The sequence below is a fragment of the Paraburkholderia fungorum genome (genome assembly GCF_046027605.1).
Taxonomy (GTDB): Bacteria; Pseudomonadota; Gammaproteobacteria; order Burkholderiales; family Burkholderiaceae; genus Paraburkholderia; species Paraburkholderia fungorum_F.
Genome location: NZ_JAQQEF010000021.1, coordinates 36,440 through 52,105, shown reverse-complemented (window position 1 = coordinate 52,105; position 15,666 = coordinate 36,440). Strand labels below are relative to the sequence as shown.

At 57.9% G+C, this 15,666-nt stretch carries 9 protein-coding genes and 1 pseudogene; 3 read left to right on the top strand and 7 right to left on the bottom strand.

Translation table 11 applies throughout. The features are described 5' to 3' along the window. Positions 1-78 precede the first annotated feature (78 nt). Positions 79-1,791 (top strand): serine aminopeptidase domain-containing protein, encoded by a 1,713-nt coding sequence (locus tag PQR53_RS28365; RefSeq protein WP_408461485.1) that lies wholly within the window; start codon positions 79-81, stop codon positions 1,789-1,791. Positions 1,792-1,950: 159 nt separating this feature from the next. Here the strand turns inward: PQR53_RS28365 and PQR53_RS28360 are convergent, their stop codons facing one another. Both PQR53_RS28360 and PQR53_RS28355 read right to left on the bottom strand, forming a co-directional pair. Further along, positions 1,951-3,273, bottom strand: a complete 1,323-nt coding sequence (locus PQR53_RS28360; RefSeq protein WP_408461483.1) for a lipopolysaccharide biosynthesis protein — start codon at positions 3,271-3,273, stop codon at positions 1,951-1,953. Positions 3,274-3,284: 11 nt separating this feature from the next. Then, positions 3,285-3,902 carry a GumC domain-containing protein gene (locus PQR53_RS28355; RefSeq protein WP_408461480.1) on the bottom strand — a complete coding sequence of 206 codons (618 nt, stop codon included), beginning with the start codon at positions 3,900-3,902 and terminating at the stop codon, positions 3,285-3,287. Positions 3,903-5,297: 1,395 nt separating this feature from the next. Here PQR53_RS28355 and PQR53_RS28350 point away from each other — a divergent pair. Further along, positions 5,298-5,603, top strand: a pseudogene (locus PQR53_RS28350) (transposase); the annotation flags it as partial. 86 nt (positions 5,604-5,689) lie between these two features. On the opposite strand, the gene PQR53_RS28345 reads toward PQR53_RS28350, so the two are convergent. Next, positions 5,690-6,424 carry a Crp/Fnr family transcriptional regulator gene (locus PQR53_RS28345; protein ID WP_408461635.1) on the bottom strand — a complete coding sequence of 245 codons (735 nt, stop codon included), beginning with the start codon at positions 6,422-6,424 and terminating at the stop codon, positions 5,690-5,692. Positions 6,425-7,195: 771 nt separating this feature from the next. Between PQR53_RS28345 and PQR53_RS28340 the strand changes: the two genes are divergently transcribed. Further along, positions 7,196-8,038 (top strand): class I SAM-dependent methyltransferase, encoded by an 843-nt coding sequence (locus PQR53_RS28340; protein ID WP_408461477.1) that lies wholly within the window; start codon positions 7,196-7,198, stop codon positions 8,036-8,038. Positions 8,039-9,170: 1,132 nt separating this feature from the next. Here PQR53_RS28340 and PQR53_RS28335 read toward each other — a convergent pair. The 4 genes from PQR53_RS28335 to PQR53_RS28320 all read right to left on the bottom strand — a co-directional run bounded on the left by PQR53_RS28335 (position 9,171) and on the right by PQR53_RS28320 (position 15,449). Further along, entirely contained in the window at positions 9,171-10,475 is a 1,305-nt protein-coding gene (locus PQR53_RS28335; RefSeq protein ID WP_408461474.1) for a right-handed parallel beta-helix repeat-containing protein, read from the bottom strand. An 87-nt stretch (positions 10,476-10,562) separates the two neighbouring features. Further along, positions 10,563-11,939 (bottom strand): O-antigen polymerase, encoded by a 1,377-nt coding sequence (locus PQR53_RS28330; protein WP_408461471.1) that lies wholly within the window; start codon positions 11,937-11,939, stop codon positions 10,563-10,565. After that, positions 11,929-12,978 (bottom strand): glycosyltransferase family 2 protein, encoded by a 1,050-nt coding sequence (locus PQR53_RS28325; RefSeq protein WP_408461468.1) that lies wholly within the window; start codon positions 12,976-12,978, stop codon positions 11,929-11,931. Before PQR53_RS28325 ends, PQR53_RS28330 begins: the two co-directional genes overlap by 11 nt. Positions 12,979-13,190: 212 nt before the next feature. Continuing rightward, complete coding sequence (locus tag PQR53_RS28320) at positions 13,191-15,449, bottom strand: polysaccharide biosynthesis tyrosine autokinase (RefSeq protein ID WP_408461465.1); 2,259 nt, start codon at positions 15,447-15,449, stop codon at positions 13,191-13,193. Positions 15,450-15,666: the final 217 nt, after the last annotated feature.

Below are 15,666 nucleotides of genomic sequence, written 5' to 3'. Positions count from 1 at the left end.
ACAACGACGCCGGTAACGTTCAACGGCTGTTTGGGCTGGCTTCACCGGCCGGCAAACTCTCGGGCCACGATAGGCGCAGTGTTGTGCAGTCCTTTCGGCTACGAGGCGCTCTGCGCTTACCGTGGTTGGAGCGAGCTTGCGGAAGCACTGGCGGCGGGCGCTGGCATTCCCGCGCTGCGCTTCGACTATCCCGGAACTGGCGATTCGAAAGGCAATGAGGAAGACCCTCACCTCTTTCGCGCATGGATCGACAGCATCAAGGCCGCGGCAGCGTATCTGCGGGCCGCTACCGGTGTCGAACGCCTTATCTTTTGCGGTGTGCGCCTTGGGGCAACGCTGGCGGCCATCGCAGCGGACGAAATGGGCGGCGTCGACAGCCTGGTTATGGTGGCGCCCGTAATAACCGGCAAGCGTTATGTACGGGAACTGGGCATGCAGCATCAGAGCTGGCTCAGCACTCCCAACGGCCTCCAGGTCGCGCAATCGAATGACGACGGGCGCGCTGTTGGCGCCTATGGCTTTCAGTTGTATCCGGACACGCTCGAACAACTGGCCGCTGTCGACCTTGAGAAACACGCCGGGCATGTCGCGCGGCGTGTGCTGCTCCACGATACGTGGGACAACCCACACATAAACCGGCTGCTCGAGTGTTACCGTCGTCAGGGTGTCCAGGCGGACCTGCAGATCTTTCCCGAGTATGACAAGTTTCTGGTCGATCCCTGGTATAGCGTGCCTCCCAGGAATGCGTTCAACAGCGTGCTCGCGTGGCTGGGCTTGCCTCCCGGCATGCAGGCCCAGCCCGCGCTCGACGTGCTCGCACCCGCAGCCGACGCAAGAATCGATTTCGCGGCAGGCCATGAGACGCCTGTGGTGTTCGGCGGCGCGCGCTACGTCGGCGTGTTCTGCCGGCCTCGCCGCGCGCTCCGGGGCGCCCCTGCTGTGTTGTTCGTCAACACGGGCGGCGTTCATCGCATCGGCGAAGGACGTGTGGCCGTACTGATGGCGCGCCGGCTCGCCGCGCAGGGTATCGCCTCATTACGTATGGACCTGGGCGGCCTCGGCGATAGCCAGCGCCGCGACGATTCGCCGACGCTCGGCGTCGTGTACGCCCGTCACGGCGTCACAGACGCGAAGGCCGGCGTCGACTGGCTATTGGCGGCCGGCTACCCGAAAGTCGTCATGTTCGGCGTGTGCTCGGGTGCCTACGTCAGCATTCATACGGCCTTGGCGCATCCCGCCGTAGTGGGCTGCATGTCGGTCAATTTACCGTTCTTCGTGTGGCGCCGCTCGCAAATGCGACCGGGAGCCCGCCCTGTCGAATCCAGCCTCGTCTACTGGCGCTCAATCCGCGACCTGCGCAAGTGGTGCGGACTGCTGACGGGCCACGCGAACGGGATGACGATCTTCCTCGAGCTCGCGCGCCGTTGGTGTGCACGCGTAATTGCACGCACAAGCGGCCCGTTCGAACGCTGCATCGGCTTCACGACCTCGACCGGCGCCATCCGCCGGCTCGTGACGGGCCTTGAGCACAAAGGCGTGCAGACGTCGCTGGTATACGGCTCGCTCGACGCAGGATTAGAGGAGCTGGCGATTCATTTCGGACCCAACGGCAGCGAATTCGAGGAGCTGACGAACGTGACGGCGAAGGTGCTGGAGCGAGTGGATCACGCGCTCTTCTCGCGCTCGGCGCGTGAGGCGGTGATCAGTCATTTCGAGCAATTTCTCCGCGAGAGAATTCTCGATGCTGAGGACGTTGACGCGTTGTGCACTGCCGTTTTGCGCGCGAGTTAGCCGCAACGGTGGTGGAGCGTCATGAACGTCATCACGGCGGCCCTAAGTTGCGGCCGCTGCGCGGCCCGGTCTTGTGAGGAGTCGAACCCAAGCGGGGCGTCGGCGCCATTTTTGAGGACTTTTTTGGTGCGACGTGAGGCCGCACGTTTTTTGTTTTAGTCAACTTTCATCATCGGTATTTCTGGCCCTCACGCCGACACCGCACACAAAACACACCTTCGCAAACGCGCGCGCAGACTCCCGCCTGAAGCCTGTCAGCAGGCCGAAGCGGGCTGCGAGGCCGAGCAGCATCATGGAAAGCGTCGCCTCACTGATCACCCGCGCCAACGCCATGCCCATCGCACCATGTCGAGGAGCAAGATAGAGCGCCGCGGCGAGATTGGCGAGCCCGGACGTCACCCCGGCCAGAGCGAGCGAGCGGTCCTTTTCTAGCGGAACGAACACGTAAAAACTGATGAATTGATTGAACGCGGCAAAGGGGAACATCCACGCAAAGCACTGCAACACAGGAGCGCTCGGCGCGAACGCCTCGCCGAGAATCAGTGGCAACAGTAATGGCGATAGCGCGAGCGCGCCACAAAGTGCGAGCAGTCCGTAGCCGATCAGCAATGCACCACCCCGACGAGTCGTCGCCCGCGCGCCGTCATGGTCGTCTTGCGCAAGCTGCCGCGAGATGGTTGGAACGAAAACCTGCGCTGCCGGCCCCATGAGGCTCAGTCCAATGGTGGCAAAGCGCTCCGCAGCACCGAAGTAGCCGACTTGCGTCGGCGTCGACAGAAGCGTCAGAAGATAGGTGGAAAACGACATCAGAATGACTGATCCCGTGGAGTAACAGAACAGCATGGTGGAGCTACGGATCAGCTGACTGACCCCATTCAGTCGGATTCGCGGTAGTCCGATGTCGAAGATCGTCAGCCCATACGCAATCATCGAAGAGCTCACGCCTGCGATCAGCAGACTTCCCAATACCCATGACGAATCCAAAGGACTGCGGACGATCGACAACACTAAAACGAGACTCAGCGCGAATCCAACGACCTCAAGTATGATCGGAGTGCGGAATCGATGCCGCCCCTGGAAAAGCCAGCCGAGATTCGACCCGGAGACGATGCCCAGTACCGTCGCGAGGATACCAATAGTCGGACGTTCTGAAAGAACCGGGGAGCAGAACGTGGCGACCAGACCCACTATCCCGCCGAGTAACCCCATCAACACGCGGGCGCTCACTTGCAACGAAAAAATCGCGTTGTATTCGCAACGCGTGTGCGCTTTTGACACGTCTCGCATGCCGACAACGGTAAAGCCGTAGCTCACGAGCATCCAGATCACGTTCATCAGCGACATCGCCGCCAGCACGCGACCGTATTCGGTCAAACCAAGTACGCGCCCGTAGAAGGGGATCACAACAATGAGGTAGACGTACCTCATGATGTATCCGGCGTACACGAATACCAGTACTCGAGTATTCTCCGTCTTTTTCATAGCGGTTTCTCTCAAGCCTCTCCGAGTGTCCAGGCATGCCATAGCAAGCGCTGCCGCGACGACGAACAAGCAGGTTCGAAATATAGCGGACCGCGTGTTTCGAGACGGGCGAGCCGGAGAGGAGGTACTGATTGTGCAAAGCAATTTCTGCGTGCAGCACAGCGAGATTGATCGACAATATGCGCGCCACCCGTTGCATTAGCGCGCCGCTCGACCTCGGCGCACAGGCGTGGCAGCTCGTTCGTGGTGAACGTGAGCGTGGCGCTGTCGGCGTGCTCGCGGGTCGCCATGGCGGTCACAGTATGCAGTTGGGCATTGGCCAATTCGACGGCCCATTCGCGTAGTTCGTCGGAGTAGGGGACCTCGCCGAGACCGCTACTCTTATCCCTATCAGCATCCACAGCAAATTTTTTCGCGATTGCACCCCGAATCGGAAGCGACCTGGGAGTAGTCGATATGTCGTAATCGAAGCGCTGAATGATCGGCTCCGCAACCGAACGGCTTTGCATAACTGCTATCTCATTGGACAAGGATGGAGTCGGCGGCAGGCTTTGCCGGTCCAACGGCGAAACCCCAAGTTCATTGAGGTCGGGCGGATCCACACGGACGGGCGCGTCGGTCGTATACATTTGCGTTGCAAAAAACCACGTAGGCACTTGCGAGCGCAACCATTAGCACGGTGACAGCAGCAATCTCCGCCTAGCAATCACGCATCCGCTTCGCCATTTCGCGGGCAAATAGATAAGGACGTTCACTGTCCGATCGGACTGCAATCGAATGGGAAGGCAAGTAGTCCATCGACGTATTCCTCAAATTGGAACGGTGTTTCGTCTGCTGACTACACAAGTGCCCTCGCGAAAACGCATTGAATCAACTCGCTCGGCACTACGAGCGATTGCGACGTCTTAGATCAGGCCATTGAACGGGGCGAGAGCATGCTCAACATGCCTGCAGCGAGGAAATTGGACGGCGTTGCCGTTACCGGAACCTACTCGCCAGCACTTCATGCGTTTCCACGAAGATAGCGAGACGCATTCAGCCACACTGTGCGCAAGCGCACGCTCTCCAGCAGCATCGCTGAGTCCGCGGTGAATCAGGTAGTCAACTATGGCCAAGAAGCGACAAATGCGCTGGACTGACGGAAGGGGCGCACTGCATGGCGCAGGTCAGGGTAGTGTTTTTGAAAGGGGAATTTTCGCCCCGCCGCATCTCGGCGTTCGGGATAGGCGCCTCGCGTCACGGCAGATGGATGGGGGCAGCATAGCCAGGGCGGCACCGACCATCGAACAGAACCGACTGTGCAATCATGCCGTAAGCCAGCGCGGCCTGACGAAATTGACATCCCCAACTTTTGCACGCTCACGCCCGCCAACTCCTTGCGCGTCCCGAAGAAAGAATTATTTATCGTCTCGTGGCGTTCTGGACCGTGCGACACATAATGCGCATACAAACACGCCAATGAGCACACCGAATATGAAGCATAAGAAATGTGTCAAAACGCTCAACATTTACTTTGTCCTTTCAATTGAGGCGAGATTGACTTTATAACGATTCACCTCCTTCGCGATCTAGCGGAAACCACCGCACGCAGTCGGTAGCGCAACGTGCCGAACGTAAAGGACCCACGGGCAGGCGCGATGGCATGACGCTGCACTTGTCGCGCCAAACATCATACTTTACTAGAATCGCGACCAGGTCGAAAAACGGGCACTACTGAAGCAGTGCGTGTAGGGCATGGCATCGGCTGCGACAACGGACTCCAGCCGGGACGCGGATGATAGCGCCAGTTGGAGATCACAGCGGGAAACCAGCCGCGCATACGAGCATGGCAAAATTTGCAAAAGCGAGGATGTAGTGCGACGCGAGGCAAGAACCGCAGGCCGCCGCGGACCGATATAACGATACGTCGGGCTCGATTTGAACGATCGCGTGCAGCCGAACTTCATGGATGCGTTCAAGACGCGCTAACGAAGTTGGCTAAAGCGTGTTAGGCACTTTTGCGTCAGACCAGGTATCCTGGCGGCATGAGAAAAGCAGGCGGCAAAGAGGATCCGCGCGATGTGTCGGACGAAGACTGGAGCTTCGCGGTACGGTATCTGACGCTGATGGACATCGGCGCGCCGCAGCGCAAATATGAACTACTCGATATGTTCGATGCGTTACGCTGGATGGCTCGGGCCGCCGCCCCCTGGCGGATGCTACCCAATTACTTCCTGCCGCGCGGGAGTTGGTGTGCCGGCAGCCCCAACGTTGATTACAGGCAGGCTGTGTTGAGCACATGGTCTGCGACCTGCGCGAGATAATACGGCGTGGCACAGGGACGGCAGGGGTAACCCCGCGCCGTCATCCTGGATGGCCGCACAGTGCAGACCTGTTGTGATCAAGAACCAGCCGGCGTACTCTCCGCCGCGCTGCCTCAGCGCGTGACTTCCATCGCCGTGATGCGTGGCAATAGCCGGTCGAATTCGCGTCTGACGATCTCGTAGCATTCGCATGCCCGCGCCTCGAGCCCGGTTCGATCGACGATCCGGACATGGCCACGACTGTGATGGATGAGGTCGGCTTCGCAAAGTTTGCCAGACGCCTCAGTCACGCCTTCACGACGCACGCCGAGCATATCTGCAATCAGTTGCTGCGTCACTTGCAAATCACTTGTGCCCGAACGATCGATGTCGACCAGCAGCCACCGGCACAATTGCTCGTCCAGTCGATGCAGCCTGTTGCACGCCGCCGTCTGTGCGACCTGGGTGAGGAGAGCCTGCATGTACAACAGCATCAGCGAACGTAGAGAAGCACAATTGCGCAACGCTTCGCGCAGTGCTTTTGCGCTGATTCGATAAGCAAAACCCCGGCATTGAGCCTGAACGCTGGCTGGCATGGTGTCTCCGCCCGTCAGGATCGGTACGCCTGTCGTGCCATCCCTGCCGATGGCGGCGATTTCCACCGAACTGCCGTTTTCCATGGTCTGCAGCAGAGAAATGATCGCGGTGGCCGGAAAATAGACGGTTCGTATGAGTTCGCCGGATTGCGACAGCAGTTGTCCCGGACTTAATTCGACGAGTTCAAGATGAGGGGCCAGCACTTCCCATTCATGCGTCGGGAGCGCCTCGAGCAGACGGTTACCACGGTGGTACGACTGGAATGTCGTCATCATTTCCCTCACGTAAGTATCGCAGGGCGCGCCGGGTACGGCAGACCTTCGCCCGAATCGAGAAGCCAATGACGATGCATTACCATCACTCGCGAGGTCAGCAAATAGAAGCGGTAATGGAGACGATCAAAGCTTCGCATTGGTCCGCGCGTTACCTTCGCTGATGCAGTGCAGCGTAACCTCCAGGGGGGGCGCGCCAATAAAGCTGGCGGGATAGCCTGCACGATCGGCGGAATTGAGAGGAATAATTTGCGTTGAACGTTCGTTGCAACGCTGGACGCGCGGCTCACTTTGTTGTGGTCGAGTAGCCGCCGACGCTACCTGAAATGTCAACCAGGCGCAGTTTGAGATAGCAATATGTCCACTTTATTAAGGATTTCTATGGGACGAACTTCCGCGAGCGCGATACCTGGCACCACCGACTCGAGTCGGTGGGCCCGTTAGCCGGCACCATGAATCGCGGCACATGAGTGGGTCAGACAGACGGCAGGATGATCGTTATCCGGTTCGTACGCTGCCTGCGAGCGACATCTGATCGAAGCGTAACTATCGAACTGCCGCGCAACGCCTTGAGTTTTGAACACTTACGACGTTGCGCCTGGGGAAGGAAAAATTAACAGCGTTGGAGCGGTGACATTCAAATACGGATGGCATAACATTGACGCGTCGCATCTTGTTCCAGCCGGCGCTTCGGCAGCAGCTTTCGGTCCAGGCCGCCAGGTTTGCAGTCCTGCGTGCTCGCTAATTTGAAAATTTATCCAAGGGGCGATTATGTCGAACAATCTCTTTGATCATGTCGTCGCGAAGCTGGGGAAAGAGGATTCCACTGCATGCAAGATTTGTGGTGGCGCTGCTCAACCATTCGATTTCGTCGATTTCAACAAGACATGCGATAAGAGCCTCTATCCAAGCGGGCTGCGCGGAATTCCGGTTCTCTACAGGAAGTGTACCGATTGCGGTTTTATTTTCACGGATTTTTTCGACGACTTCACACCAGATCAGTGGCGAACTCATGTCTACAATGATGATTATGCAAAAGTTGATCCGGACTACGACAGTAAACGCCCTCGAAGCAACGTTATAAAAATAAACGTCCTTCTGATTGGTCGTAAAAAGAAAATCATCGGTCTGGACTATGGTGGTGGGAATGGAAAAACTTCCGCTCTTCTAAGAGCGCAGGGATGGGCATTCGATTCTTACGATCCGTTCGGCCACACCGATATGTCGCCAGAACGGTTAGGTCGCTACAATTTTTGCTCGGCAATGGAAGTTTTCGAACACTCGCCAAATCCAGTCTCATCGCTTCAGGATATCGTTGGGAAAATGGCATCCGGGCGCGCAATGATCGTGATCGGAACGGGTATACATGACGGCATCGTCTCGGCGCAAACAAGGCTTTCCTGGTGGTATGCTGCGCCGCGCAATGGGCACATCTCCCTCTTTTCGCGCAGATCAATCGAAATCCTGGCATCCAGATTCGGCTTGTCCTATGCGAGCATTTATCCGGGCACACACTTACTCACGCGGGATATTGGAAAGCGCGAGACGTTAGCGATGCGATCGCGCCTGAACCTGGTTTGGCGCGTACGGCACCCGCTCGGATCTGACCAATGAGGTGAGTGCCAATGCAGCCCTACAGCTATGTCTGGAGGGGAGTGTGGGGTCACGACGGCTGGTGGCTCCAGTGGAAAAGCGGCATTAGACGACGGCACAAGGTTGAGCGAAATGGTCAACTGGGGATGACCCGCGTCAACGGACACCCGTTAGCGCATCTCGTCATACGGCACTCCATCGTCCCGTCAGGATACGGTCCGAGCAGAAGTTGACATCGTTCGGCCAAACCACCGATGGCCAGATTTTGTTTGCCGAGAAACGCGCCTGTGTCGTCGCGATGATCGCTGCGACCTTCATGTTTTGCGGGAAACGCACCTGCCGATGTGCATCGAGGCGCCGCATGCTTGCGCGGACCGAACAACGGATTATTTATCGTCTCGTGGCGTTCTGGAGCGTGCGACACATAACGCGCATACGAAAACGCCAATGAGCACGCCGACTATAAAGCATAAGAAATGTGTCAAAACGCTCAACATTTGCCTTGTCCTTTCAATTGAGGCGAGATTGAATTTATAACGATTCACCTCCTTCGCGATTTACCGCAAACCATCGCATGCAGCAGGTAGATCAACATGCCGAACTTAAAAGACACACGGGCAGCGGCGATGGTATGACGCGGCGGTCGTCGCGCCAAACATCATACTTTACTAGAATCGCGACCAAGGCGAAAAACGAGCATATCTGACGCGTTACGTGTATGGCGTGGCATGGCATGCGGCAACGCATTCCAGCCGGAACACGGATGATCGCGCCAGCTGGGATTCACCGCGTCAAGCCAGCCGCGCATACGAGCATGGCGAAATAGGCAAAAAGCGCGAATGTTGCGCGAGGCGAGGCAAGAACTGCTGGGCGGTGACAATTAGCCCACACGATCGGCCGAATTGAGAGGACTTATTGGCGTTGAACGTTCGTTGCAGCACTGGACGCGCGGCTCACTTTGTCGCAGATCGAGTGGCAGCCGACGCTGCCTGAAATTTCAACCAGGCGCAGTTTGAGATAGCACTATGTCCAGTTTGCTAAAGATATCTATGGGACGAATTTCCGCGGGCGCTATACCTTGCGCTCAGCGACTCGAGTCGGTGGACCGGTAGCATTCGGGCTCCAGTGCGGCGCCTCGCAACTCGTCCAAGGTTCAATCCGTTTGTCGTGCCGTGCGAGCGCTCGTGTTAATCTGCGGCAGCCGCGACGCATCGGCGCCGGTTATCGTGAGCTCGCCGATCGCGGAGGCGCCCATCGGTTGCGGGAATACTTTGCCGTCAAGTGTGTTGGCACTGGAGACGATCTGGCTCGGCGCACAATTTGTACTCCGCACTGAAATCGGCGAGCCCCTTATCGAAGCGAACGCACTGTTGGTAACACGGTATTGGCAGACGTTGCCAAGCGCACGAAAGCCGCCGTAGTTCGCCCGCGATACTTTATTTCCCGTTATCAACACCCCCGAAACGGAGCCTGCGCCGGTGTTGATGTCGATCCCCGCATGCCGCGCTGCTGGCCAGCTCTTGACGGGGTTCGCCGCATTTTCGATGTCCGACACGGCGTTATTGCTGATGACAATATTCGTCGCGTTATAGGTTCGATAACCATCTTCCTGGGCGACCAGGATGCCGGCCGCTTTCTGCACGCCCTGCACTGTGTTGCCTGACAGTGTCACACTGGCCCCGCCGACCACCGACAGACCTCTGCCCCAGTAATTGCCCGACAGCCTGTTGTCGGTGACAAGTATGTTCCTGCTCAAGGCGCCGTCCTTCTCGTAGCTGACGATCGCGATCATGTCATCTCCGGTGCCGATCACAGTATTACCCGACACAAGAACGTTCTGCGATCCGCCAGTGATGTGTATCCCATCAGCGAGCGTCGCGCTAACGCTATTTCCTGCTAGCACGACACTAGTCGCGCCAGACACGAAAATGCCCCCGCTCGCGCCGCCCTCGATCCTGGTATCGAGAATCTGGATGCCTGTGCCGCGCACCACGACTTTCGCGGAACTCTCGGTTTCGAGCCTCTTGCCGCCCGTGCCGCGCAGCGTCAGACCAGCGACCGTCGCGTTCGCCCCGGTGACGACGAGTGATTGATCGTCAGGGTTCGTCGCGACCAGGGTGGCGCCATATCCCGACACCACCACGCCCTGCGTCTTGACAACCAGCGAATGGCTCACGACGTATGTGTCCGGCGCGATCACCAGCCGTTGGCCGATACTCAGCGCGTTGAGCGCGGCCTGAATGATACCGGCCTGATCGCTCCCGTCACCACGCGAATGGATCGTCACGTCGGCGAGCGCTGCGGTCGCGGGCAATTTCGCGTAGCGTGCCTCGCCCAGTCTTTTGTTCGCAGTCAGCGCCGACGACGTCTTCGCACTGTCCGGTTGCGCGTAAGCGAGCGTTGCACAACACGACACGATCGCAATGGCCGGCAACACTGCCTCAATTTTCTTGATCATGCGGCCTTTCTTTTGTGAACATTCCGACTCCGTCTTTCAGACGAAACGGCAATGAATAGACCGGGCATAAAGCGCTCACTATGCATGTCAGCTTTGTGTTGCTGCTGTGCCAGGAGCACTGACAGACTTCGTTCCACAGAAACGGAACACGATGAACAGCACGGCGATCGATACAAAGTTTCTGCCGCTAAACAGGATGGGAACCCGCAGAATCTCGCACAACGACACCAGGAACACCGAATGCGCGCAACACCAGAATCCGTTAGCGCTGCGCCATCCTGAGTAGCTTCTGTTAAATACCCAGCCGATGAAAGCAGCGACGAACAGCGCAAACCAGCCCCATTCATAGAAATACACGAAGATACCGGACGGATTGTTAAATTCCGGGTCGCCGTTGTTGCTCAGAAAGGCGAGGTAGTCTGCGCTGAAATCGTGCCCTGCCTGAAACAAATCGCCGAGCATCGGAAACCTGAACAACCAATCGAAGGTGAACACGGGTTCGCCCATACCCCAACCGAGAATCTTCAGAACCCCGGCGCCGTTGTTGAGCGCAGTGGAGTAGTACAGCGCAAGCCGATCGATCGCGAATTCGAAGATGTTGTTGTAGATGTTGATGTAGTAGCTCTCCCACGAGCGGTTGTATTCATTAATGATGAAGAACCCGACCAGCGGCACGATGGCGGCATAGGGCCCCAGCGCCAGAATTCTGGAAGGTCGATGTGAACGCCGGAATTTCAGAAACATTACAGTGAGCGGAATCGCGAGTTCGATCAGCGCCAGGCGTTCGGCAAAAATAAAGCTTCTTAGCAGCCCCAACCCGAGAAGGACAAGAAGGTAGATCTTGTACCGCGTAATACCTCGCACTGGTGTCCGGAACACATAGAAGTACAACGGCACGTAAGCGACGGCCACTTGCGTCAGTGTGCTTATCCCGGCGATCCGACCTTTCACCTCAAGCAGGTCGTACGCGTTTGCTTCGCCGTTGAAGAACGACAGGATGAGCGCCGGCTGGGTGATCACACCGCTCATCATGGTCAGATAGCCGATCAACGAGAGCACAAAGAGTACATCGAGCACCCGTCGCGATATCTCGACCGGCGCCTGAATTACCGTTGGGGTCAATGTTCGGCCGAAGTAGGAAGCCGCCGTGACGATAACAAGGAACAGCGCGCCGGCAAATGCATAGAAGCCGTTGAAATACAGTTGTCCGATTGCTTTCTGATCGCCCAGCAAGTCCATCGAAATCAGCGCGTAGAGCGGCAAGATGAAGAACAGCATCAGGCGCGCCGGGTCTTCCCACCAGTAACCGTTGAATGCAGGTCGTCCGCGCGTCGATATGCCGAGATACTCTTGTGCGGGGCCTGTCCAGCTGAATGGGTCGGCCGGCTCGCCAATCCTGTTTCGCATCATGTTTCTCCTGAGACTGGCTGCCCAGCACGGCAACGCATTCCGTTCAACTGACATCCGGCTGCAATTTGCCGGCATCGCGCGCTCTCGCCAGCGGATTGGCGATGTAGCGCACGGCGCGATCGCTGAGCGATGCCAGCGGAATCAGGCAAAGGGCCGTTAAACAGGACACCGCAAATTTCTTGCGGATGCTCCAGAACGGATTCGCAAGCACCGTATGGAAATAGCTCCCCGATTCGCGCATGAACCATCTCCATCGGCGCGCGAGCGGCGCTTGATACAGCTGGCTGGCAAAGTGTGCTTTTTCAATTGAGAAGTCGAAAAACGCCACAGGGAGCGATTCACCGAGCCTTTGTTGCACGACATCGCGCAGCATCGACCAGCGGAATGCAGCCTTTCTTGCGGAGGCAAGTGGATCTTCGGAATTGGCAAATGCGAGCTGCGCCGCAGAACTGCTCGCCCCGCTCGCTGCAGATCGGTGAACCCGATATCCGCCTAGGGGTAGATCAAGCATGTATACGTGGCCCAACAGCGCAATACCGTAGATCGCATAGAAATCTGCGCCATAGAGATTGTCGGTTGTGACGGGAATGGGAAATATCCGCTTCAGTGCGTCAGCCCGGTAAGCGTTGCCTGAACCAGGGGGCGACGGATAGAGCCAACCCGCGCGCAGCAACTTGCCGCAGTCGGCGAGCGTCGCGGTTTGCGGTACGGTGACCCCCGTTCTGGCGCCTTCGTGAGTTACTACATCCAGCGGGAACTGCACCTTGACGTAGTCGCCGGATTCGAATGCTGCGACGACGCGATTCACCGCGTCCGGATACAGCAGGTCGTCAGCGTCGAGAAAAATCACGTAAGTGCTATCGATCTGCGCCAGCGCGCGATTGTAGGCGGCCACCTGGCCGCTGTTTTCCTGAAAGATCGCGGTGATACGCTCGCCGTATGAACGGATGATGTCGCGTGAATCGTCTGTCGACCCGTCGTCGATTACGAGCACCTGAGGCGCGCCGACCGTCTGCTTCAGCGCGGAATCTATCGCACAGCGTAGATACTCACCGTAGTTGTAGTTACAGATCACCACTGTCATATTCGACATGGTCCCCTCATGGAACTATGGTCCGATAGATGCTTCCCGCGAAGCGCTGTCACAACGAGTAGTCAAGTTGCAGTCCCGCCCGGCATGCGTCGCCATTCGCAAGCGCGCTCCAGTAACGTGATCCTCGCCGCCACATGCTTTCGCTCGCTGGTGAGGTTGCGCGCTTGTGCAGTGCGACTGCCACGCATGGATAGCTCAGCGCGCGATCATTGTTACGCTCGCTGCTCTGTAGAGCCACCGCGTGTGTAACCTCCCGAGGCACTATCCCCGTAACCGTAACCGTAACCATATCGGCCCGGCAGTGCCTTGAAGTCGTTGAGCACCACGCCGCGGACCGGCACGCCTGCCTGCGCCAGTCTACGAGCGCTCTCACGGATATCGGGCAAAGTGGTCACGCCATGGCGAGCTACCATGAAGACCGCGCCGGCGGCGTGCCCCAGCACGATCGCATCGGAGGCCATCAACAGCGGGGGGCCGTCAATCACCACCATGTCGTATTGCAAACTGAGTTGCCCAATCAAATTCGCGAATTCGGGTCGCGACAGCAACTCACTCGGACCGGACGGCGCTTCTCCCGTGGACAGAAAGTCGAGTCCCGGCGACACGTTGCGTTGTAATACTGCTTCGAAGGGGGACGTGCCCGCCACAACTTCTGACAGCCCCTGTCCGCGTTCGACTTTGAAGTATTGATGCAAACCGCCCTTGCGCAGATCGGCATCGATCAGCAGCACGCGTTTATTCGACGCACCTGCCAGCATCGCAAGATTCGCCGAAACGAACGACTTGCCAATGCCGGCCGTTGGCCCGGTGATCAGCACAGCCCGGTTACGCGCCTCCGGTAGCCTGAATTGCAGTATCGTGCAGAAGCTGCGCAGGCTTTCGATGGTTGCACTATTGCTGAAGGCATGGGTCAGCATGAGCGGTTCGATTGGCTTCGCCGGTGCGTCGCGACGCGTGTAATCGGGCAGACGGCCGTGCGGCGGCACCGTGGCGTACACGGGCAGACCGACCGATGCTTCAATTTCCTGCGGGTCCCCCCCCACCAAGCCGTTCACGCGCCGCCGGAAAAGCACAAGACCCGCGCCGACCAGCAGACCAGAAAGTATCGAGCCGCCAATCACGACGCCGACGCGCGGCTGAATCGGGTTCTCCGTCGGCATGGCGGAGTCGATCAGCCGAACGTTACTCACCTTACCCGCGCCCACGAGCGTGAGTTGCTGACGGGTATCGAGCAAAATCCTGTACAGGTCGGTGTGCACCTGCACGTCACGCTTGAGTTGCACAACTTGTTGTTCGAGTATCGGCAACGCTCGGGTGGCCTCCAGCACCACTGCAAGCGCCGCTTGCGCGTCCTGCAACTGGCGGTCGATTGCCTGCACCTGGGGATGCCCCTCAGTGAAGCGCGACATTAAATCGTCGCGGCGCTGCTTCAGGTCGAACACCTTGACCTGATCTGCCACCGATTGTTGCAACAGGGTCGTACCGTACTGACTCGTATCAATCGTGCCGTGCTCCGCGCGGAACGCGTTGAATCGGGTTTCGGCCGCATCCAGTTGTGCCTTTAGCACCGGCAGTTGCGCGTCCAGAAAGTGGATCGACTTGTTCGCCGCTGCAGATTTGTGCTGCACGTTCTGTTCGATATAGGCACGCCCGATTTCATTCAGGATCCGGCTGTCCTCCTTCGGATCTGCGCCATCGAGCGTCGCGCCGATGATGTTGGACTGTTTGCCTCTCTCAAGGACCGAAACGGTATTCTGCAACCACTCGATCGTACCGGCTTCCGAATAACGTTTTAGATTAAAGGTAGCACCCGGCCGCCCGTCCACGCGCTGCACCAGCAGCTCAACCAGGCCGTAAGGCGTCTGCCCGTGCAGCATCTGACCGACACGACCCTGTAGCTGAAAACTGTCCCCGAACATGGATGCCTTGCCCACGAGCGTGTAGCCTCCGCCCGGTTCCAGCGTCAGACTAAAGGTCTTGCCATATAAGCGCTGCGGGGTGTTGAAAGTTGCGACGTCGATCCCTTCCGTGCCGCTCACAAAGCCGCCAGGCAACGGAGTAGACAACTCATCCGAACGCGCAGAGAGCCACCAGCCGATGACTGGGATATAGCGCGGCCCAGCCTCGATATAGAGCTTCAGGTTGTTGACCGCCCGCGATGTGACCATCCGCGACTTCAACACTTCGATCTCGGATGCCACATCGGTCTTCACGTCGAACATCGACGATACGTCGCTTAGCGCACCCTTTTGCTGTTCCGGGCTCCCCTCGACCTGAATCAGGATATCGGAGCGATACAAAGGCTGCTTGAACGTCGCGTAGCCAACGCCTGCTAGCGTAAACAGAAGTGTCGAACCGACGATGAGCCAACGCCCGCGATAGAGGGCGCCTGGAAAGTAGCTTGTCGACACGGGTTGCTGAAGTGCCGGCTCGAAGCTCGATGTTGACCAATTCGCGTGGTTCACTGTCATAGACTCCTCAACCCTCTGGATTTCTCGATCATTGCGCAGGTACCGCGCGGAAAAGCAGATTTCATTGCATAATCAACTTCCTTGCCGCGTCCGCCTGCAGTCCTGGTCGTCGGAAGTCTACAGTTCAACAATGGGTCTCCAGTGAGAGCTTTCCTGTCGGGGTCGATTCGACGACGTGAGAAAGTTTCATATGCATTCCATATAAATAGATTCGCTT

Excerpts from the sequence above, each read along its gene's own strand:
- PQR53_RS28325 (WP_408461468.1), bottom strand. The coding sequence starts at position 12,978 with ATGTCGAATATGACAGTGGTGATCTGTAACTACAACTACGGTGAGTAT.
- PQR53_RS28335 (WP_408461474.1), bottom strand. The coding sequence starts at position 10,475 with ATGATCAAGAAAATTGAGGCAGTGTTGCCGGCCATTGCGATCGTGTCG.
- PQR53_RS28330 (WP_408461471.1), bottom strand. The coding sequence starts at position 11,939 with ATGTCAGTTGAACGGAATGCGTTGCCGTGCTGGGCAGCCAGTCTCAGG.
- PQR53_RS28345 (WP_408461635.1), bottom strand. The coding sequence starts at position 6,424 with ATGACGACATTCCAGTCGTACCACCGTGGTAACCGTCTGCTCGAGGCG.
- PQR53_RS28360 (WP_408461483.1), bottom strand. The coding sequence starts at position 3,273 with ATGAAAAAGACGGAGAATACTCGAGTACTGGTATTCGTGTACGCCGGA.
- PQR53_RS28355 (WP_408461480.1), bottom strand. The coding sequence starts at position 3,902 with ATGTATACGACCGACGCGCCCGTCCGTGTGGATCCGCCCGACCTCAAT.
- PQR53_RS28320 (WP_408461465.1), bottom strand. The coding sequence starts at position 15,449 with ATGACAGTGAACCACGCGAATTGGTCAACATCGAGCTTCGAGCCGGCA.
- PQR53_RS28340 (WP_408461477.1), top strand. The coding sequence starts at position 7,196 with ATGTCGAACAATCTCTTTGATCATGTCGTCGCGAAGCTGGGGAAAGAG.